Source organism: Polaromonas sp. P1_F2 (assembly GCF_056405735.1).
Map to the genome: position 1 here is coordinate 1 of NZ_JBFUBN010000006.1, position 20,528 is coordinate 20,528.

The window sequence follows — 20,528 nt, forward strand, 5'->3', positions numbered from 1 at the left end:
CCTCGGCGCATCCACAAGGGGTGGAGACAGGAATACCAAGCAGCCGAAATCCCAACAGCCGAAGATAAGACTCCGAATACATAAAACCACAAGGACACGCCAAGGCGTGTCCTTGTTTGTCTTTTTCCCCGCTCCCGATTGCCCCGTCCTGGCTGGGCCGAGGAGCGCAGAGACAAGCGGATCAGGGCCGGCGTTGTCTGAGCGAAGCGAGTTTAGCCGGACCCCGCTTGGCTCGAGCACCGCAGGTTGCCCGAAGCGAAGCGTAGGGACCCAGACTGCGGGTCGCCTTTTCTTTGGTGACTTTCTTTTGGCGAAGCAAAAGAAAGTTACTTGCCGCCGGGCAACCCCCGGCCAGCAGAACTCAGCAGAGAGAGCGCCAGCCGAAACAAGAACGGCCATAGAAAGCAGGTTCGGCACGGGCGGGGGAGGAACCACCCCATGAACCTATCCGAGCCCTTCGTCCGCCGCCCGGTAGCCACCGTCCTGTTAACCATAGGCCTGGCCCTCGCCGGCATAGGCGCCTTCTTCGTCCTACCGGTGTCGCCACTTCCACAAGTCGACTTCCCGGTGATCTCGGTCAGCGCCTCGCTGCCGGGCGCCAGCCCTTCGACCATGGCCAGCAGCGTGGCCACGCCGCTGGAACGGCGTCTCGGGGTGATCGCGGGTGTCAATGAGATGACGTCCAACAGCGGCAGCGGCTCCACGCGCATCAGCCTGCAGTTCGACCTCAACCGCAAGATCGACTCGGCCGCACGCGAGGTGCAGGCCGCCATCAACGCCTCGCGGGCCGACCTGCCGGCCACCCTGCGCAGCAACCCGACCTACCGCAAGGCCAACCCGGCCTCGGCGCCGGTCATCATCCTGGCGCTCACGTCCAAGACACGTTCGCCGGGCCAGATTTACGACGAGGTCTCCAACCTCGTGCAGCAGAAAATCGCCCAGGTGCCGGGCGTGGGCGACGTCGAGCTGGGCGGCGGCTCGCTGCCCGCGGTGCGGGTGGAGCTCAATCCCTTCTCGCTGAACCGCTACGGCGTGAGTTCGGAAGACGTGCGCGCCGCCTTGCAGGCCTCCAACGCCAACCGGCCGCGCGGCGCCATCGAAGGCAACGGCCAGCGCTTCCAGATCTACACCGGCGCCAGCACCGCCAGCGGCGGGCGCCGCGCCGCCGACTACCAGGACCTGATCGTGGCCTGGCGCAACAACGCGTCGATCCGCCTGCGCGACGTGGCCGACGTGCAGGACGGCGTGGAGAACATCAACACCCTGGGCTTGTTCAACGGCGAGCCGGCGGTGATCGTGCTGGTCACGCGCCAGCCGGCCGCCAACGTGATCGAAACCGTGGACGGCGTGCGCGACCTGCTGCCCGAGCTGCAGGCCCAGCTGCCGCAGGACGTGCGCCTGCAGGTCGCCTCCGATAGCACCAACTCGATACGCTCTTCGCTGCATGAGATCGAGATCACGCTGGTCATCTCCATCGTGCTGGTGGTGCTGGTCGTCAGCGCCTTTTTGCGCAGCGCGCGCGCCACCATCATCCCGGCGGTGGCCACGGTGGTGTCGCTGCTGGGCACCTTTGGCGTGATGTACCTGCTGGGCTTTTCGCTCAACAACCTGAGCCTGATGGCGCTCACGGTGGCCACCGGCTTTGTCGTCGACGACGCCATCGTGGTGCTGGAGAACACCAGCCGCCACATCGAGGCCGGCATGGACCGCTTCAAGGCCGCGCTGCTGGGCGCACGCGAAGTTGGTTTTACCGTGCTGTCCATCAGCCTGTCGCTGGTGGCGGTGTTCATCCCGCTGCTCTTCATGGGCGGGCAGGTCGGCCGGCTGTTCCGCGAATTCGCCGTCACGCTCTCGGCGGCGGTGTTGATTTCCTTGCTGATCTCGCTGACCACCACGCCCATGATGTGCGCCTGGCTGCTCAAGCCCGATGCGCACAGCAAGCCGCCAGGCCGCATCGCGCGCTGGTTTGACGCGGCCTTCCAGCGCGTGCATCGGAGCTATGAAACCAGCCTGGACTGGGCGCTGCACAGCAAGCTGCTGGTCATGCTGATCCTGGCGGCCGTGGTGGGCCTGAATGTCTACCTCTATGTGAAAGCGCCGAAAGGCTTTTTCCCGCAGCAGGACACCGGCCAGATCAACGGCGGCCTGCGCGCCGACCGCAGCATTTCCTTCCAGGCGCTGCAGGCCAAGCTCAAGCAGCTGGTCGACATCATCCGCGCCGACCCGGCGGTGGACACCGTGGTCGGCTTTACCGGCGGCTCGCGCGCCGGCGGCGGCTTCATGTTCATCAACCTCAAGCCCGTGGGCCAGCGCAAGGACGGTGGCCAGGCCGTGATCGCGCGCCTGCGGCCGCAGCTCGCGCAGGTCACGGGCGTGAGCCTCTTCCTCAACACCGTGCAGGACCTGCGCGGCGGCGGGCGCCAGACCAACTCGACCTACCAGTACACGCTCAAGAGCGACAACGCGGCCGACCTGAGCCGCTGGGCCACGCGACTGGCCGAGCAGATGAAACGCCAGGAGGCGCTGACCGACGTGGACACCGACCAGCAGGAAAACGGCGTGGAGACCATGGTCACCGTCGACAAGGAAAGCGCCGCGCGCCTGGGTATCAGCTCGCGCGACGTGGACAACGCGCTCTACAACGGCTTCGGCCAGCGCCAGGTCGCCACGATTTACGCCGAGCTCAACCAGTACCACGTGATCATGGAGGTCGCGCCGCGCTACACGCGCAGCCCCGAATCGCTCAAGGACATCTATGTGCCGGCCAAGAATGCCGGCGGCGGCAGCACCAGTACTACCAGCACCACGACCACCACGACAACCTCCACCACATCCTCTTCGGCCACCGGCGCCACAAGCACATCAAGCACATCGGCAACGACCAGCACCGGAACCACGGGCAGCAGCACCCCCACCATCAGCGCCAACCCCGGCCTGCGCGATTCCTCAAGCGGCAATGTGCTGAGCACCGCACCCACCACCATGGTGCCGCTGTCGGCAATCGCGCGTTTCAGCGAGAACCCGACGGCCGCCTCCATCAGCCATGACGACGGCGAGCTCTCGACCACCATCTCTTACAACCTGGCCGACGGCTCCACCCTGAGCGACGGCGAAGCGGCCGTGCGCCAGTCCGAGGCCGACATCCGCATGCCCACCAATGTGCGCGGCAGTTTTTCCGGCACGGCGCGCAGCGCCCAGGAATCGCAGGGCCAGCAGCCGCTGCTGATTCTGGCGGCGCTGGTGGTGATCTACATCGTGCTGGGCATCCTGTATGAAAGCCTGATCCACCCGATCACCGTGCTCTCCACCCTGCCCTCGGCCGGTGTGGGCGCCGTGCTGGCGCTGCTGATGTTCAAGCTCGATTTTTCCATCATCGCGCTGATCGGCGTTTTCCTGCTGATAGGCATCGTCAAGAAAAACGCCATCCTGATCATCGACTTCGCGCTCGAGGCTGAGCGCGCGCGCGGCATCTCGGCCATCGAGGCCGTGCGTGAAGCCTGCCTGCTGCGCTTCCGTCCCATCCTCATGACCACGCTGGCCGCTATCCTGGGCGCGCTGCCACTGGCGATAGGCTTCGGTGAAGGGGCAGAGTTGCGCCGGCCGCTGGGCATCGCCATCATCGGCGGGCTGATCGCCAGCCAGCTGCTCACGCTGCTGACCACACCCGTGGTCTACGTGCTGATGGACAAGCTGCGCCGCCGCAGCCCTCTTGAGCGCCAGCTCAGCCGCCATCCCGGCGAGGCTGATGCGGTGCCGCAAGCGCAATGATGGACAAGCTCCGCCCTCGCTCTTACTCTTTCTCCTTCCCCCTCTGGGGGAAGGCAGGGATGGGGGCCGCCCGGCCCACAATCCAACCCCGGCTGAACCATCAAGCGCCGCAGGCCCCCATCCCAACCTTCCCCCAAAAGGGGAAGGAGTGAATCCCTCGCCCCGACATGCAAGACCAAGCCACCTCTAAAGCCAGGACCTTCGCCAAATCCCTTCGCCGGGAAATGACCGACGGCGAGCGCCTGCTATGGCAGCGCTTGCGTGGAGAGCAACTGGACGTCAAGTTCAGGCGGCAGCATCCGGTGGGATCGTATGTAGCTGACTTTGCTTGCCTGGATCCCCAACTGATTGTGGAAGTGGATGGCTCGCAGCATGCCGGCCAGCAGGCCTACGACGCGAAGCGCGATGCTTATTTCAGGTCACGCGGATTTGAGGTGCTGCGCTTTCCTGCCAACTTGCCGTTTGCCGATTTGCCATCGATGGTGCAGGCGATATACAACTGTGTGACTGAGCTGGCCGCAGCGGCCCCCATCCCAACCTTCCCCCAACGGGGGAAGGAGCAGGAACAGCCATGACGAACAAGCCGCGCCCCCGCTACGCCGCCTCTTACTCCTTCCCCCTCTGGGGGAAGGCAGGGATGGGGGCCGCCCGGTCCGCAATTCAAACCCGGCCGTTCCATCAAGCGCTGCGGGCCCCCATCCCAACCTTCCCCCAGAGGAGGAAGGAGCAGGAACAGCCATGACGAACAAGCCGCGCCCCCGCTACGTCGCCTCTTACTCCTTCCCCCTCTGGGGGAAGGCGGGGATGGGGGCCACCCGGTCCGCAATTCAAACCCGGCCGTTCCATCAAGCGCTGCGAGCCCCCATCCAACCTTCCCCCAGCGGGGGAAGGAGCAAGAATGATGACTGAGAAGGTCGAAAAGTTATGAACCACACATTGAAATCCAATCGCTACATCGCCGCGGCCGTGCTCACACTGCTCGCCACAGGCTGCGCCGTCGGCCCCGACTACAAGCTCCCCACCACCGCAGAAGTCAGCAACTTCAAGGAAGCCGAAGGCTGGGTGCCCGCCGCGCCGGCCGATGCGCTGGAGCGCGGACCCTGGTGGCGCCTCTTCAACGATCCGGTGCTGGACCAGCTCCAGGCCCGCGTCGACGTCTCCAACCAGAACGTCGCGCTGGCCGTGGCCGCCTATGCGCAGGCGCGCGCGCTGGTGCGCGAGCAGCGCGCCTCGCTGTTTCCCTCAGTCTCGCTGGACGGCGGCGCCACGCGTTCGCGTTCCAGCGGCAACGTGAGCACCGGCACCACAGGTCGCGTCGGCAACAACTACCAGCTCAGCATAGGCGGCAGCTGGGAGCCCGACGTCTGGGGCCGGCTGGGCCGCGCGGTCGACAGCGCCACCGCCGGCGAACAGGCCAGCGCCGCCGACCTGGCCTCGGCCAAGCTGTCGGCGCAGGGCGAGCTCGCCGCCAATTACTTTTCGCTGCGCCAGACCGATGCGCAAAAGGCGCTGCTCGAAAGCACGCTCACCGGCTACCAACGCGCGCTCGAAATCACGCAGAACCGCTACACCGCCGGCATCGCCGCCAAAACCGACGTGCTGCAGGCGCAGACCCAGCTCGCCAATGCCCAGGCCGACAACGCTGGCCTGCAGCGCCAGCGCGCCCAGCTTGAACACGCGATCGCCGTGCTGGTCGGCGAGGCGCCCGGCAATTTCACATTACCGCCCGCGACCTGGAACCCGCTGGTGCCCGAAGTGCCGGTTGGTGTGCCATCCGCCCTGCTGCAGCGCCGGCCCGACATCGCCGCGGCTGAACGCCGCGTGGCCTCCGCGAATGAACAGATCGGCATCGCCAAAAGCGCCTATTACCCCAGCCTGTCGCTCAACGCCTCGGCCGGCACCGGCGCCAGCCGCGTGGCCGATTTGTTCAAGGCCTCGAGCAGCGTCTGGTCGCTGGGCCTCTCCGCCGCGCAGCTGATTTTTGATGCCGGCGCCACCGGCGCCCGTGTGGACGGCGCACGCGCCGCGCACGAGCAGGCCGTGGCGCGCTACCGGCAGACCGTGCTGGTCGCCTTCCAGGACGTGGAAGACCAGCTCGCCGCCACCCGCGTGCTGCAAACCCAGCAGGAGCTTCGCCGCCAGGCCTCGGCAGCGGCGGACCAGGTCGAGCAGCAGGTCCTGAACCGCTACCGCAGCGGCCAGGTCGGCTACACCGAAGTCATCACCGCCCAGGCCACCGCCCTGAGCGCGCGCCGCGCCCTGGTGCAGGCCATGGCCGACCGCCAGACCACCGCCGTGGCGCTGATCCAGTCGCTTGGCGGCGGCTGGCAGGTGGCTAAATAAAGAGAAGAAAGAAAAAAGCCCGCCGTGCAATCAAGCGCGGCGGGCGGTCTTGAAGCAGCTAAACCCGGCTTAGTGCCAGTTCGCGGCCAGCACAGGCGCCAGCGCCGTTTGCTGCGCGGCCGTCAAAGTCGTCTGCCCCATGGCCGGCGGCGCGAAACCGGCCATGGCCTGCACCAGGTTGTGCACCTGCGCGTCCAGCAGCAGCTTGCCGTCGCCGGCCTTGATCTGCTCGACGTGAGACGCAGTGCCCGTGTACCAGTCCTGCACCACGGTCTTGTCGGCCGTGCCGATGACGCTGACTTCCAGGTCGTAGCCGGCCTGCCGGAACCACAGCTGGCCGGAACTGATATCGCCCTGGAACTGCAGCAGGTCGGGGCTGTAGCCGGCCATATAGTCCATGTCCACGATGGTGTCCACACCATCGCCGCGCTGGAATTTGTAGGTGTCCGAGCCTGCGCCACCGGCCAGCAAGTCGTTGCCCGCGCCGCCAGTCAGCACGTTGGCATTGACGTCGCCCGTGAGCGTGTCGTTCATCGCCGTGCCAGTCAGGTTCTCGATGCCAAGCAGTGTGTCGGTCCAGACCGTCGTGGTGGCGTTGGCGCTGGTTTCTAACTCCGCCAGGTCAAAGCGCGCCACGCCCTCGTCGGCCGCCAGGCTGGCGTAGGTCGTGGAGGCGTTAAACGCGGTGTTCGACACATAGACCCGCAGGTCCCGGCTGTCACTGGCGCAGTTCGCATCTCCCCACAGGCTGATCGATTCAATGGCCTGCGCGCTGTCAAGCGCGAGTTCGATGTAGCCCTTTTCGCGCCCCCAGCCCGCCGCGTTGACGTAGGCCACATTGCCGGCTTCGCCCATCTGCTGGTTCCACCCTCCTCCCACGGCGGCATCGGTCAGGGCCACGCTGCTGTTGTATGGGTTGCCCCCTCCATTGACAAAGCCGTCGGCACCAACCGAGCTGCGCAGCCCGGCAGCCACGTCCCGTCCTCCAGCGTGCACCTTCATCCCGGTCAACCCCAGGTCGCTTCCGTAATGGACATCGGTGTGGTAAATGCGGATATAGCGCCCGGTCGAAGCCATGCCCACAAACGTGCCCGCCATCCGCTCGTCGACCCTGCCCGTCGCCAGGTTGGCATTGATGCCGCCGTTCATGGTGCTGGCGCTATAGTCCGCCGTGTCGATGCCGGCCCTGCCGTCCAATACATCATGGCCCGCGCCGCCCGAGAGCACGTTGTCGTTGGCATCGCCCGTGAGCACGTCGTTCATCGCCGTGCCGATCAGGTTCTCGATGCCAAGCAGCGTGTCGGTGCTGGACGTCATGGCGGGGATCTCAACCCCCGCAAGGTCGAAGCGCGCGACGTTCTGGTCGGCGGCCAGGTTGGTGTAATTCGTGGAGATGCTGAACGCGGTGTTCGACACATATATCCGCAGGTTTTTGCTGTCAATGGCCCAGTTGGCGTCCCCCCACAGGCGGATCGCGCCAATGGACTGCACGCTGCCCAGGTCCAGTTCGATGTAAGCCTTGACGCCCCTCACGTAAGCCACATTGCCTGCTTCGCCCAGTTGCTGGTTCCACCCGCCTCCCACAGTGGCATCGGTCAGGGCCGCGTTGCTGTTGAAACCGGCAGTGCCGGCAGCGAGGCCGCCGTCGGCGCCTATCGAGCTGCTCAGCCCGAAAGCCACATCCTGGCCCAAGGCGCCGTACACCTTCATCCCGGTCAGTCCCAGCTCGTGGCCCTGCGGCCCTTCAACATAGCTGTCGTTGTGATAAATGCGGATGTAGCGCCCGGTCCTTGCCACACTGACATGGGTACCGGCGGGCCCCTTGATGGCCGTCCCCCGGCCCAGGTCGGCATCGACGCCACCGGCCATGGGGGTGGAGATATAGCTTGCCGTGTCGATACCGGCTCCGCCGTCCAGGCGATCGTTGCCCCCGCTGCCATACAGCACGTTGGCATTGGCATCGCCCGTGAGCGTGTCGTTCATGGCCGAGCCTGCCAAGTTTTCGATGCCGGCCAGCGTGTCGATGCAGGTCGTCGTGGCACTGGTCTCCACCCCCTCCAGGTCGAAGTGCTTCACGTTCTGGTCGGCGGCCAGGCCGGTGTAATTCGTGGAGGTGCTGAACGGGGTGTTCGATACATACATCCGCAGGTTTTTGCTGTCGATGGTCCAGCCCGCGTCCCCCCACAGGCTGATCGAGTCGATCGCCTGCGCGCTTCCCAGGTCCAGCTGGATATAGGCCTTGGCGCCACCGGCGCCCGTGTTCGCGTAGGCCACCGTGCCTGCGTCGCCTGCCTGGCCGTTCCATCCTCCGCCCACGATGGCATCGGTCAGGGCCACGGCGCTGTTATTCGTGTTGGACAAACCGTTGGCGTAGCCGTCGGCGCCGATGGAACTGCGCAATCCGCGGGCCACATCCTGGCCCCACGCGTCGTACACCTTCATCCCTGTCAGCCCCAGTTCGTGGCCCTGCGACCCTTCGGCATAACTGTCGTTGTGGTAGATGCGGATGTAGCGCCCGGCCGTTCCCGCCATGCTGACATTGGTACCGGCGAACACCTTGATGGCCGTCCCCCGGGCCAGGTCGGCGTTGACGCTGCCGCCAATGGGGATGAACCTGTAGTCCGCCGTATCGATACCGGCTCCGCCGGCCAGACGGTCGTTGCCCCCGCTGCCATACAGCCTGTCGTTGCCCCCGCTGCCGGACAGGTTGTTGTTGCCGGTACTGCCGAAGAAGAAGTCGGCCGCCGCCGTGCCCGCTACGTCCTCGATGCCCACCAGCGTGTCGCGAGAACTGGAAGGGCCGCCAGCCACAAGGAACTTGTCCACATAGCCCGTGGAAAGGTCGGCGATGATGCCGCCGGCCAAGCCGCCGTCGCTGTAGTCCGCGGCGTCCGTGCCAGCGCCCCCATCCAGCAGATCGTTGCCACCCGAACCGTAAAACCCGTCATTGCCCAACCCGCCATACAGGCAATTGTCTGCACCATTGCCGAAGAACATATCATTTTCGCCAGTACCCACCACGTTTTCGATGTTCACCACCGTGTCGACGAACTGCGCCAGGAAGTAAGACTTGCTTATCCTGCCTGCTTGCAGATTGGCGAATATCCCGAAGCCTGTGCCAAGGGCGCTGTAGTCCGCAATATCCATGCCGCTGCCCCCGTCCAGCAGATCGTTGCCACCCGAACTGTAAAACCTGTCGTTACCCGACCCGCCGTACAAATGGTTGTCTTGGGCGTTGCCCGTAAAAACGTCATCAAACAGGGTACCCACCACGTTCTCGATACTTCTCAGTTCAGTGGTGCAGTAAAGGGGCAAGATGCCGCCACTGGTGAAAGTAAAGAACGTGTCCAGCCGGCCCGTGGTCAGGTTGACATGGATGTAGCTCGGCCACATGGAGTCATACCCGGCGCCCAGGTAGCTCCCGGATATGTTGGTGAAGTCAACCGTGTCGTTGCCCGCTCCGCCATCCAGCGTGTCGTTACCGCGGCTGCCCATGAACCAGTTGTCGCCGGCGTCGCCCGTGAGGTAGTCGTCGTATGGGGTGCCGTAAATCGTGGTGCTCATGGAGTCTCCTGAAGTGGGTTGAAATCGACATCAAGTCAATGCAATGGCGATGCCCGGACTTGATGTGTGGGAAGAAAAGGGAAAAAACCGCCAACGGCTTCTCTTAAAAAAACCGTGCACGAAGCCTACGCAGGCCATCCCTCAAAAAACGACAGCATTGCCTGCAGGCGGACAATGTCTGCACGTCTTGGTATGCGGTATTTGCATGAGCAGATAAGCGCCACGGAAGGGGACGAGGCCTGCTTGCAGGCGAAAGATGCAGTCCCCAGCCACCCGCCCCGGAAACGCTTGGACAGCTGAATACTGAATGCTTTGCCGGCCGATCGCCAGGCCACCACCCTGGCGCCGATCCAGTCGCTGGGCGGCGGCTGGCAGGCGGCGAAATAAAGAGAAGAAAGAAAAAAGCCCGCCGTGCAATCAAGCGCGGCGGGCGGTCTTGAAGCAGTTAAACCCGGTTTAATGCCAGTTCGCGGCCAGCACAGGCGCCAGCGCCGTTTGCTGCTGGCTCGTCAACGTCGTCTGCCCCATGGCCGGCGGCGCGAAACCCGCCATGGCCTGCACCAGGTTCTGCACCTGCGTGTCCAGCAGCAGCTTGCCGTCGCCGGATTTGATCTGCTCGACGTGAGCCTCAATTCCCGAATACCAGTTCTGCACCACGGTCATATCGGCCGTACCGATAACGCTGATCTCCAGGCCATTGCCGGCCTGGCGGAACCACAGCTGACTGGAAGCGATATCGCCCTGGAACTGCAGCAAATCGGTATTGCCCGCCGTGCTGTCGTTTTCGTGGATGGCGTCCACCCCGCCGCCGCGCTGGAAGGTGTAGGTGTCCGAGCCTACGCCACCGAGTAGCAGGTCGTTGCCGGTTCCGCCGTTCAGCGTATCGTTGCCGTCTGCGCCCACCGGCGTGTCGTTGCCCGCGCCGCCCGAAAGCACGTTGGCATTGGCATCGCCCATGAGCGTGTCGTTCATCGCCGTGCCTGTCACGTTCTCGATGTTGACCAGCGTGTCGGTATAGGACGTCGTGGCGCTGGTCTGCACCCCCGCCAGGTCAAAGTGCGCCACGTGCGGGTCGACCGCCAGGCTGGCATATGTCGTGGAGGTGTTGAACGCGACGTTCCACACATAGACCCGCAGGTTTTTGCTGTCCATGGACCAGCCTGCATCCCCCCACAGGCTGATCGAATCAATCGCCTGCGCGTAGCCCAGGTCCAGCTGGATGTAGGCCTTTGCGCCCCCGACGCCGGTGTTTGCATAGGCCACAGTGCCTGCGTCTCCCGTCTGGCCGTTCCAATATCCTCCCACAGTGGCATCGGTCAGGGCCGTGTTGCTGTTGTTCACTGTGAGCAGTTGGCTGGCGTTGCCGTCGGTGCCGATCGAGCTGCGCAGGCCGAAGGCCAGATCATTGCCCCCCGCGTCGTACACCTTCATCCCCGTCAGCCCCAGTTCGTGGCCCTGCGGCCCCTCAACATAGCTGTCGTTATGGTAGATGCGGATGTAGCGCCCGGTTGTTGCCGGTATGCTGACGTTGCTACCGGCAAGCACCTTGGTGGCAATCCCTTGGCTCAGGTCGGTATTGACGCTGTCGGCCATAAAACCGACGCTATAGGTATCAATGCCGGCTCCGCCGTCCAGCGTGTCGTTGCCGGCTCCGCCCCATAGCACGTCGTTGCCCGCGCCGCCCGACAGGACGTTGGCATTGGCATCGCCTGTGAGCGTGTCGTTCATCGCCGTGCCTGTCAGGTTCTCGATGCCAAGCAGCGTGTCGGGGCAGGCCGTCGAGGCGCTGGTCTCGACACTCGCCAGGTCAACGCGAGCCACGTTCTGGTCGGCCGCCAGGCTGGCGTAAGTCGTGGAGCCGTAAAACGTGGTGTTCGACACATAGACCCGCAGGTTTTTGCTGTCGATGGACCAGCCTGCATCGCCCCACAGGCTGATCGTGTCAATCGCCTGCGCGCTGCCCAGGTCCAGCTGGATGTAGGCCTTGGCGCCGTTGACGCCCGTGTTCGCGTAGGCCACCGTGCCTGCGTCGCCCGCCAGGCCGTTCCATCCGCCTCCCACGATGGCATCGGTCAGGGCCACGGTGCTGTTGTTCGGGTTGGCTGCGCCGTTGGCGTTGCCGTCGGCGCCTATCGAACTGAGCAGCCCGAAGGCCACGTCTCGGCCCAAGGTGTCATACACCTTCATCCCGGTCAGCCCCAGTTCATGGCCCTGTGTCCCTTCAACATAGTTATCGTTGTGGTAGATGCGGATATAGCGCCCGGTCTTTCCCGTCATGGCCATGCTGACATTGGTGCCGGCGAAGATCTTGTAGGCTATTCCCTTGCCCAGATTGGCGATGACGCTGCTGGCCATGGGGTCATCGTCGTAGCTCGCCGTGTCGATGCCGGCTCCGCCATCCAGACGGTCGTTCCCCCTGCTGCCCACCAGGGTGTCGTTGCCAGCGTCGCCCGACAACACGTTGGCATTCGCATCGCCCCTGAGTCTGTCGTTCGTCGCCGTGCCTGTCAGGTTCTCGATGCCAACCAATGTATCGACGCCGGCGCCTGTACTGATACCGGCGTTTGGGTCGATGTAGGACATCGCGGCGCTGATCTCGGCCCCCGCCAGATCAAAGCGCACCACGTTCTGGGTGGCCGCGAGGCTGGCATAAGTCGTGGAGGCGTTGAACGGGGTGTTCGATACATAGACCCGCAAGTTTCTGCTGTCGATGGCATAACCCGCGTCGCCCCACAGGCTGATCGAGTCAATCGCCTGCGCGCTGACCAGGTCCAGCTGGATGTAGGCCTTTGCGCCCCCGAAGCCCGTGTTGGCATAGGCCACCGTGCCTGCGTCTCCCGCCTGGCCGTTCCATCCGCCGCCCACGATGGCATCGGTCAGGGCCGTGTTGCTGTTGTTCGGGTTGGCTGCGCCGTTGGCATTGCCGTCGGCGCCTATCGAACTGCGTAATCCAAAGGCCAGTTCACGGCCCGAGGCGTCGTACACCTTGATCCCGGTCAGCCCCAATTCATGGCCTTGTGGCCCCTCAACATAGCTGTCGTTGTGGTAGATGCGGATGTAGCGCCCGGTCGTGCCTGTCGCAATGATGCTGGTGCCGGTCTGCATCTTCCGGGCCGTCCCGCGGCCCAGGTCGGCGGTGACGCCGCCGGTAATGGTGGGGATGAAAGTGTAGTTCACCGTGTCGATGCCGGCTCCGCCGTCCAGCGTGTCCTTGCCGGTGCCCCCATACAGCAGGTCGTTGCCGGCTTCACCATACAGCTCGTCGTTGCCGCCGTCACCACCCATGAGCGTGTCGTCGTCCGTGCCGCCCCACAGGCGATCATTGCCCGTGCCTCCGTCCAGAAAGTCCTTGCCGGCTTGGCCCATCAGTGTGTCATTGTCCGCCTGGCCGTACAGAACATCATCGCCGTCCCCGCCATCCAGAAAATCGTCTCCTGCGTCCCCCAGCAGGAAGTCCCAACCCGCGCGCCCATACAGGCCGTTGTTAGCGCCGTTGCCCCGCAAGGAATCAAGCCCATCCGTGCCCACCACGTTTTCAATGCTCACCAGCGTGTCGATGGAGCTGTAAGGGCCGCCAGCCACAGGAAATTTGTACACATAGCCGGTGGACAGATTGGCGATGATGCCCCCGGCCATGCCGCTGGTGCTGTAGTCGGCGGTGTCGTTGCCATCGCCTCCATCCAGCAGGTCGTTGCCGGCTGAGCCGTAAAACGTGTCGTCGCGCCCCATACCGTATAGACGGTTGTCTGCGCCATTGCCCGTAAAACTATCACTATCGTCGGAGCCCACCGCGTTCTCGATACTTATCAACCTGACGAAGTAGTTTTCCCCACTGACATGATTGGTGCTACTGATAAATTGCGTGTGCAACCAACCAGTGGCCAAATTGACATCAAGAAAGCCAGGCCGCCAGTAATCAAGCAGGTCACCGTAGTTAAAGTCGTGGTGGTAGTTAACAGTGTCGCTGCCTCCTCCGCCATCCAGGGTATCGTAACCCTTGCTCCATTGGAACTCATTGTCTCCGGCATCGCCTACGAGGTTGTCAGCATCCCTGGTACCGTAAATCATGGATTCTCCTAAATTGGATTGACACCAATGCCAGAACTGACGCCCGGCCTTGATACGTGTGAAAAGAAAAAGGGAAAAGGCAAAACGGCCTCTCTAAAAAGACCGTGTGCAGAGCCTAAACAGCCCATGCCTCAAAAAACCGCAGCATTGCCCGCAAGCGGACAATGTCTATACGTCTTTGGTATGCGGTGTTTGCATAAGCCGATAAGCGCCATGCAAGGGGCGAGAGCTGCTGACAGGCGAAGGATGCAAGCCTTGCCCTCCCCGGAAGCGCTTGGAAGAATGAATACTTAATGCTTGCGGGCTCATCGCCAGGCCAGCGCCACCGCCATGGCATTCACGCCGCCCTTGTGCAATAGCCGGCAAATCAAACCCTGGCGGCATTCCCCGTCAAAAAAAACCATCGGCAGCAGCCGACGCGCCGTTCAAGCCTCGCCCGAAAGCCCGCGCCCATGCAGCGCCGCCAGAAAAAACCGCGCCGCTTCGCTCAGCGGCCTGTCCTTGCGTGTGATGCTGCCGAAAGCTTCCATCTTGTGGCGGATGAAACACGGCAGTACGGCCAGCAGGCCGTGCCGCGCATAGGTGTCCGCAATCGACTGCGGCATGACGCCGACCATCTCGGTCTCGGCGATCAGGTTGGTGGTGGTGAGGATGGAGGCGGTTTCTATCAGGCCCTTGGGTGAAGGCGCCTGCAGCATGCGGAACTCCTGCTCCAGCACCTCGCGCATGGGGCTGCCGGTGGGCTGCAGTATCCACGGGTAGTCCAGCAGGCTGGCGAACTTGACGGTTTTCTTTTGCGCCAGCGGATGGCGCACGCCCACGACCAGGGCCAGGGCCTCGTTCTCCAGCGGGGTGAAGGTGTAGTCGGCGCGGTGCTCGTCGCGTATGCGGCCTATGGCGACGTCGAGCACGCCTTCGCGCAGCAGTTCGAACAGCCGGTCGCTGGTGTCCATGGTGACGTCGACCGAGAGCAGCGGGTAGGCCTTCTTGAGCGCGATGATGGCCTGCGTGAGCAGATTGGGCGACGGCGCCATGATGCTGCCGACAGACACGCGGCCCGAGCCGCCCAGCTCCAGTTCGGCCAGCTCGCGTGTCATCGATTCGACCGAGCCGCGCATGCCGCGGAAATAGCGCAGCACGCTGGCGCCGGCCGGCGTGAGCTGCTGCCCGCGGCCCACGCGCTCGAACAGGCGCTGGCCCAGCGCGGATTCAAGCTCCTGGATCATCTTGGTGGCGGCCGGCTGCGTCATGCCGAGTTCGGCGGAAGCCTTGCGCAAGGTGCCGTGCTCACCGACAGCCAGGATGAGCGCGACCTGGCGCATGCGCAGGCGGTTGAGCAGTTGGGGAATGCTGGAGGTCCGGGATGGGGTGGCCATGGCTGCCTTTCAGGCGCTGAATTCAATTGATCACCCCAGGTTATCAAATAATCAGGGATTTTCAATTTACGTTAAGTATTTCCGTCCCTACCATCTGGGCATTGGTTCAAGCTTTTCCGCGCTGTTTTCAGCGCCTTTCCCCCATAACAATGACCCGGAGACAAAGACAATGCCCTCGCTGAAATCCCTCAAGATCCTCCCCGCCCTGCTGGCTGCCGCCTGCGCCTTCAGTGCCGTCCCGTCCGCCCTGGCGCAAGACTGGCCGAGCAAACCGGTGCGCATCCTCGTCGGCTCGGCCCCCGGCGGCGGCACCGATGCCATGGCGCGCGCCGTGGCCGATCGGCTCGGCCCGCTGCTCAAGCAACCCGTGGTGGTTGAAAACCGCCCCGGCGCTTCCAACACCCTGGCCGCCGACCTGACGGCCAAGACCACCGACGGCCACACCCTGCTGATGGGCGTCTCGACCGCGCACGCCATCGCGCCGCACCTGCTCAAGCTGGGCTATGACAACAACAAGGACCTGGTACCGGTGGTCTTTGTGGGCGCGGTGCCCAATGTGCTGGTGGTCAACAACGCGCTGCCGGTCGACTCGGTCCAGTCGCTGATCAAGCTGGCCAAAAGCAAGCCCGGCCAGCTCAATTACGCGACCAGCGGCTCGGGCAGCACCCAGCACATCGCGGCCGAGCTGTTCAAGGACCAGGCCGGCGTCTTCATCACCCACATCCCTTACCGCGGCAGCGGCCCGGCGCTGATAGACCTGGTCGGCGGCCAGGTGCAGCTGAGCTTTGACACCATGCCCTCCGTCATCGGCCAGATCAAGAACGGCCGCATCAAGCCCCTGGCCGTGGCCAGCGCCAAGCGCAACCCGCAGCTGCCCAATGTGCCGACCATGGCCGAAGCCGGCCTCAAGGGCGTGGAGATGAGCGCCTGGTACGGCATCTACATGCCGGCGTCCACGCCCAAGGCGGTGCAGGAGCGCGTTTACACCGAAGTGACCAAGGTGCTGGCCATGCCCGAAACGCAGACCCGGCTGAGCGCCATAGGCGCGGACCTGACGCCGATGACGCAGGCCCAGTTCGCGCAGTTCCACGCCGATGAGAACAAGCGCTATGGTGACCTGATCGCCAAGAAAAACATCAAACTCGACTGAACCAGGAATCCCGGATTGGACAACGCCATGCGCAACACACAGAATCCGCCCGCCTCCCTGCCCGTGGTCGCCCTCACGCTGGGCGACGCGGCCGGCATAGGCCCGGAGCTGGTCGCCAGGCTGCTGGCCCAGCCCGGCATCACGGACGGCGTCAACATCGTGCTGGTGGGTGACGCCTGGCTCTGGCAGCAGGGCCAGCTCACGGCCGGGCAGACCGTGGCGACACAAGGTGTCACCAGCCTGGACCAGGTACGCGGCCGCGCCGACACCCGCCTGCCGGCCTTCCTGGCGACCCACACGATTCAATCTGTTCAGGTGCAACGCGGCCAGGCGCAGGCCGCTTGCGGCGCGGCCGTGCTGCAGGTGCTCAACCTCTGCATGGACGGTGCCAAACGCGGCGAGGTCGACGCGATCTGTTTCGCCCCGCTCAACAAGCAGGCCATGAAGCTGGGTGGCCTCAAGCATGAAGACGAGCTGCACCACTTCGCCGAATACCTGGGCGTGACGGGCTACTTCTGTGAGTTCAACACCCTGGGCGACTTGTGGACCTCGCGCGTGTCGTCGCATATTCCGCTGAAAGACGCGGCGGCCATGCTGAGCAAGCAACGCATCGTCGATGCCGCGCGGCTGATTTATGCCTCGCTGCAGGCCAGCGGCACGGCACAACCGAAAGTCGCTGTGGCAGCCTTCAACCCGCACGGCGGCGACGGCGGCGTCTGCGGACGCGAGGAGATCGACATCATCGAACCGGCCGTGGCCGAACTGCGCGCCAGCGGCGTGCCGGTGGACGGCCCCTTCCCCGCCGACACCATCTTCTTGAAGGCGCGCGACGGCCTCTATCAGGCCATCGTCACCATGTACCACGACCAGGGCCAGATCGCGATCAAGCTCATGGGCTTCAGCAAGGGCGTGACGGTGCAGGGCGGCCTGCCGGTGCCCATCACCACGCCGGCGCACGGCACGGCCTATGACATTGCCGGCAAAGGTGTGGCCGACGTCAACGCCACGCTTAACGCTTTCAAAATTGCCCAGCGCATGGGTGCGGCGCGGCTGAAGCCGGCCGCCTGAAGCTCTTCTTTCTTCTTTTCTTTTTCCTTCTTCTTTTTCCTCCTTCTTTTTCTTCATCGACAGGGAACCACCATGAAAATCAAATCAGTGCGCGCACGCGTGTTCGAATGGAAGGGCAAGACCGTTCCACCCCAGGGCAATTTCTGCTCCAACGCCATGGACCTGGTCTACTCCAACACCGAATCCATGAGTACCTTCCGTTTCCACTCGTGGACGGTGGTCGAGATCGAGACCGACGACGGCATCGTCGGCCTGGGCAACGTGGCGCTGGCGCCGCACATCGCCAAAGCCATCATCGACCAGTACCTGACGCCGCTGGTGCTGGGCCAGGACCCGTGGGACTATGAATACCTGTGGCAGCGCATGTACCGCGGCACCCACGCCTGGGGCCGCAAGGGCGTGGCCATGGCAGCGATCTCGGCGGTGGACATCGCCATCTGGGACATCCTGGGCAAGTCGGTCAACAAGCCGGTGTTCAAGCTGCTGGGCGGCCGCACCAAGGAAAAAATCCCCTGCTACTACTCCAAGCTCTACCGCACCGACATCAAGGCCATGCAGGACGAGGCGCAGACCTACCTGGACCAGGGCTTCACCATGTTCAAGTCGCGCTTCGGCTACGGCCCGGCGCACGGCACCAAGGGCGTGGCGGAAAACCTCAAGGCCGTCGAAGCACTGCGTGAAGTGATCGGCTACGACAACGACTTGATGCTCGAGTGCTACATGGGCTGGAACCTCGAATACGCCAAACGCATGCTGCCCAAGCTCGAGAAATTCCAGCCGCGCTGGGTCGAGGAACCGGTGATCGCCGACGACATCGACGGCTATGCCGAGCTGAACCAGCTCACCAGCATCCCGATCTCGGGCGGCGAGCACGAGTTCAGCCTTTACGGCTTCAAGCAGCTGCTCGACAAAAAAGCCGTGTCCGTCGTGCAGTACGACACCAACCGCGTCGGCGGCATCACGGCCGCGCACAAGATCAACGCGCTGTGCGAGGCCTACAGCGTGCCGGTGGTGCCGCACGCCGGACAGATGCACAACTACCACCTGACCATGAGCACCCTGGCCTCGCCCATGAGCGAATACTTCCCGATGTTCGACGTCGAAGTCGGCAACGAGCTGTTCTATTACATCTTCGACGGCGAGCCCGTGGCCGAGAACGGCTTCCTGCAGCTCGACGACAACAAGCCCGGCCTGGGCCTGACCCTGAAGACCGAGTTCCTCAAAGATTTCAACATCGTCGAATGAGCAGCATGCAAGCAAGGTATACCGGCGTATTTCCCGTCGTCCCGACCACCTTCACCGACGCGGGCGAGCTGGACCTCGAGAGCCAGAAGCGCTGCGTCGATTTCATGATAGCCGCCGGCTCAACCGGCCTGTGCATACTCGCGAACTTCTCCGAGCAGTTTGTGCTGTCGGACGAGGAGCGCGAAGTCCTGACCGCGGCCATCCTGAAACACGTGGCGGGCCGCGTGCCGGTGATCGTGACGACCACCCACTTCGGTACCCGCATCTGCGCCGAGCGCAGCCGCCGCGCGCAGGACCTGGGCGCGGCCATGGTCATGGTGATGCCGCCCTACCACGGCGCGACGATACGCGTGACGGAAGAAAAGATTTACGAATTCTTCGCCACGCTGTCGGACGCCATCGACATCCCCATCATGATCCAGGACGCGCCCGTCAGCGGCACGCCGCTGTCTGCCACTTTCCTGGCACGCATGGCCAAGGAGATACGCAACGTCGCCTACTTCAAGATCGAGACGCCGGGCGCTGCCTCCAAGCTGCGCGAGCTGATACGCCTGGGTGGCGACGCGATCGAAGGCCCCTGGGACGGCGAGGAAGCCATCACCCTGCTGCCCGACCTGGAAGCCGGCGCGACCGGCGCGATGACGGGCGGCGGTTACCCTGACGGCATACGCCGCATCATGGACGCCTGGGCGGCCGGCAAGCGTGAAGAGGCCGCCGCCGAATACGCGCGCTGGCTGCCGCTGATCAACTACGAGAACCGCCAGGGCGGCATCCTCACAGCCAAGGCGCTCATGAAGGAAGGCGGCGTGATCGCCTGCGAGGCGCCGCGCCACCCCTTCCCCGCCATGCACCCCGAGGTGCGCAAAGGCCTGCTCGCCACCGCGCGCCGGCTGGACCCGCTGGTGTTACGCTGGGGCAAATAGGCGCTTCGGCCATCCAGCCATCTTGATCGCTTACCCCTGTTTCCTTCCAGGCTCCCCCTCTCTTCAGGATTTCCATGCCCCTCCGGGAAACACTCTTGCTGGTGCAGAAATGCGCCCACACCTTCAGCTTTTACGACCTCGCCACCGGCCTCGCGGAAAAACACATCGTGCTGCCGAATTTCCCGCATGAATTCACGGTGGATGCGGCGCGCGGCCTGGCCTATGTCGGCCACTACGGCATAGAGACCGCCAGCCACCTGGGCGACATGGGCGGGCATTCGGTGTTTGTCATTGACCTCGCGCAGCAAAAACATGTGGCCACGCTAAACCTCTGGCCCTATTACCGGCCGCATGGCCTGACGGTGGACGCACAAGGCCGGCTGTTCGTGATGTCGGAGGCGCACAACGTGCTGCTGCGGTTTTCAGACCCGGCCAGGGTGCACGTGCCGGATCTCGCCGTGCCCTCGGGCGGCTACAAGACGCATTTGTTCGCGTTGACGAAAGACGCGCAGACGGCCTACGCGCTGAACCTGCTGTCCAACACCGTGACCAAGATCAAGCCCAATGACCCGACCTTCGCGCCCGTGGCCATGGTGCCCGGCCCCGTGCCCGAGGGCAATGTGCTGTCGGCCGACGAGTCGCTGCTCTACGTGGCCAACCGCGGCGACGACAGCATCGTGGCCGTCGACACAGCCACCATGAAAATCGTCGCCACCGGCAAGACGCGGCGCGACCCCAACCGCGTCTACCGCTTCCGGGGCGCGCAGGGCCAGGACCTGCTGCTCACCACCAACTCGGGCGAGCATTCGCTCTCGGTCTTCGGCACCGACCTGCAGGAGCAGCGCTGCTTCGTCCTGCCCAGCAACCCGCTGGCCCTGTCCTTCCACCCGGTGGACCGCGCGGTCTACATCTCCTTCCAGGACGACACGGTGCGCCGCCTGGACCTCGACAGCTTTGAATTCGGGCAGCAGATCAAAACCCTGCGCGAACCCGATTCGTCTTACGTCTGGCGGCATTGAGGCC

The 20,528-nt window shown here is 64.1% G+C and carries 12 protein-coding genes; 9 read left to right on the plus strand and 3 right to left on the minus strand.

Annotated elements, in window-relative coordinates; all coding sequences use genetic code 11:
- Positions 1-438 precede the first annotated feature (438 nt).
- From AC1D0O_RS13320 to AC1D0O_RS13330, 3 genes are all read left to right on the plus strand, one after another.
- On the plus strand, positions 439-3,768 hold the full coding sequence (locus tag AC1D0O_RS13320) for an efflux RND transporter permease subunit (protein ID WP_477653991.1): 3,330 nt from the start codon (positions 439-441) through the stop codon (positions 3,766-3,768).
- A gap of 167 nt (positions 3,769-3,935) precedes the next feature.
- A complete protein-coding gene (locus AC1D0O_RS13325; protein ID WP_477653992.1) occupies positions 3,936-4,343 on the plus strand; it encodes an endonuclease domain-containing protein in 408 nt (135 codons plus the stop codon).
- A 349-nt stretch (positions 4,344-4,692) separates the two neighbouring features.
- A complete protein-coding gene (locus AC1D0O_RS13330) occupies positions 4,693-6,111 on the plus strand; it encodes an efflux transporter outer membrane subunit (RefSeq protein WP_477653993.1) in 1,419 nt (472 codons plus the stop codon).
- A gap of 69 nt (positions 6,112-6,180) precedes the next feature.
- Here the strand turns inward: AC1D0O_RS13330 and AC1D0O_RS13335 are convergent, their stop codons facing one another.
- Together AC1D0O_RS13335 and AC1D0O_RS13340 are read right to left on the minus strand one after the other, a co-directional pair.
- Positions 6,181-9,675, minus strand: coding sequence for a hypothetical protein (locus tag AC1D0O_RS13335; RefSeq protein WP_477653994.1), 3,495 nt, complete (start codon positions 9,673-9,675; stop codon positions 6,181-6,183).
- Positions 9,676-10,131: 456 nt separating this feature from the next.
- Positions 10,132-13,464, minus strand: coding sequence for a hypothetical protein (locus AC1D0O_RS13340; protein WP_477653995.1), 3,333 nt, complete (start codon positions 13,462-13,464; stop codon positions 10,132-10,134).
- 48 nt (positions 13,465-13,512) lie between these two features.
- Between AC1D0O_RS13340 and AC1D0O_RS13345 the strand changes: the two genes are divergently transcribed.
- Entirely contained in the window at positions 13,513-13,755 is a 243-nt protein-coding gene (locus tag AC1D0O_RS13345; protein ID WP_477653996.1) for a hypothetical protein, read from the plus strand.
- Between the two features lie 413 nt (positions 13,756-14,168).
- Here the strand turns inward: AC1D0O_RS13345 and AC1D0O_RS13350 are convergent, their stop codons facing one another.
- Positions 14,169-15,119 carry a LysR family transcriptional regulator gene (locus AC1D0O_RS13350; RefSeq protein ID WP_477653997.1) on the minus strand — a complete coding sequence of 317 codons (951 nt, stop codon included), beginning with the start codon at positions 15,117-15,119 and terminating at the stop codon, positions 14,169-14,171.
- 169 nt (positions 15,120-15,288) lie between these two features.
- On the opposite strand from AC1D0O_RS13350, the gene AC1D0O_RS13355 reads away from it, so the two are divergent.
- From AC1D0O_RS13355 to AC1D0O_RS13375, 5 genes are all read left to right on the plus strand, one after another.
- Positions 15,289-16,269 (plus strand): Bug family tripartite tricarboxylate transporter substrate binding protein, encoded by a 981-nt coding sequence (locus AC1D0O_RS13355; protein WP_477653998.1) that lies wholly within the window; start codon positions 15,289-15,291, stop codon positions 16,267-16,269.
- 27 nt (positions 16,270-16,296) lie between these two features.
- A complete protein-coding gene (locus tag AC1D0O_RS13360; RefSeq protein WP_477653999.1) occupies positions 16,297-17,337 on the plus strand; it encodes a 4-hydroxythreonine-4-phosphate dehydrogenase PdxA in 1,041 nt (346 codons plus the stop codon).
- Between the two features lie 72 nt (positions 17,338-17,409).
- Positions 17,410-18,582: an L-rhamnonate dehydratase gene (locus AC1D0O_RS13365; protein WP_477654000.1), complete on the plus strand. Its 1,173-nt coding sequence runs from the start codon at positions 17,410-17,412 to the stop codon at positions 18,580-18,582.
- A 5-nt stretch (positions 18,583-18,587) separates the two neighbouring features.
- A complete protein-coding gene (locus tag AC1D0O_RS13370) occupies positions 18,588-19,505 on the plus strand; it encodes a dihydrodipicolinate synthase family protein (protein ID WP_477654271.1) in 918 nt (305 codons plus the stop codon).
- A 74-nt stretch (positions 19,506-19,579) separates the two neighbouring features.
- A complete protein-coding gene (locus AC1D0O_RS13375) occupies positions 19,580-20,524 on the plus strand; it encodes a YncE family protein (RefSeq protein WP_477654001.1) in 945 nt (314 codons plus the stop codon).
- The last annotated feature ends 4 nt before the right edge of the window (positions 20,525-20,528 follow it).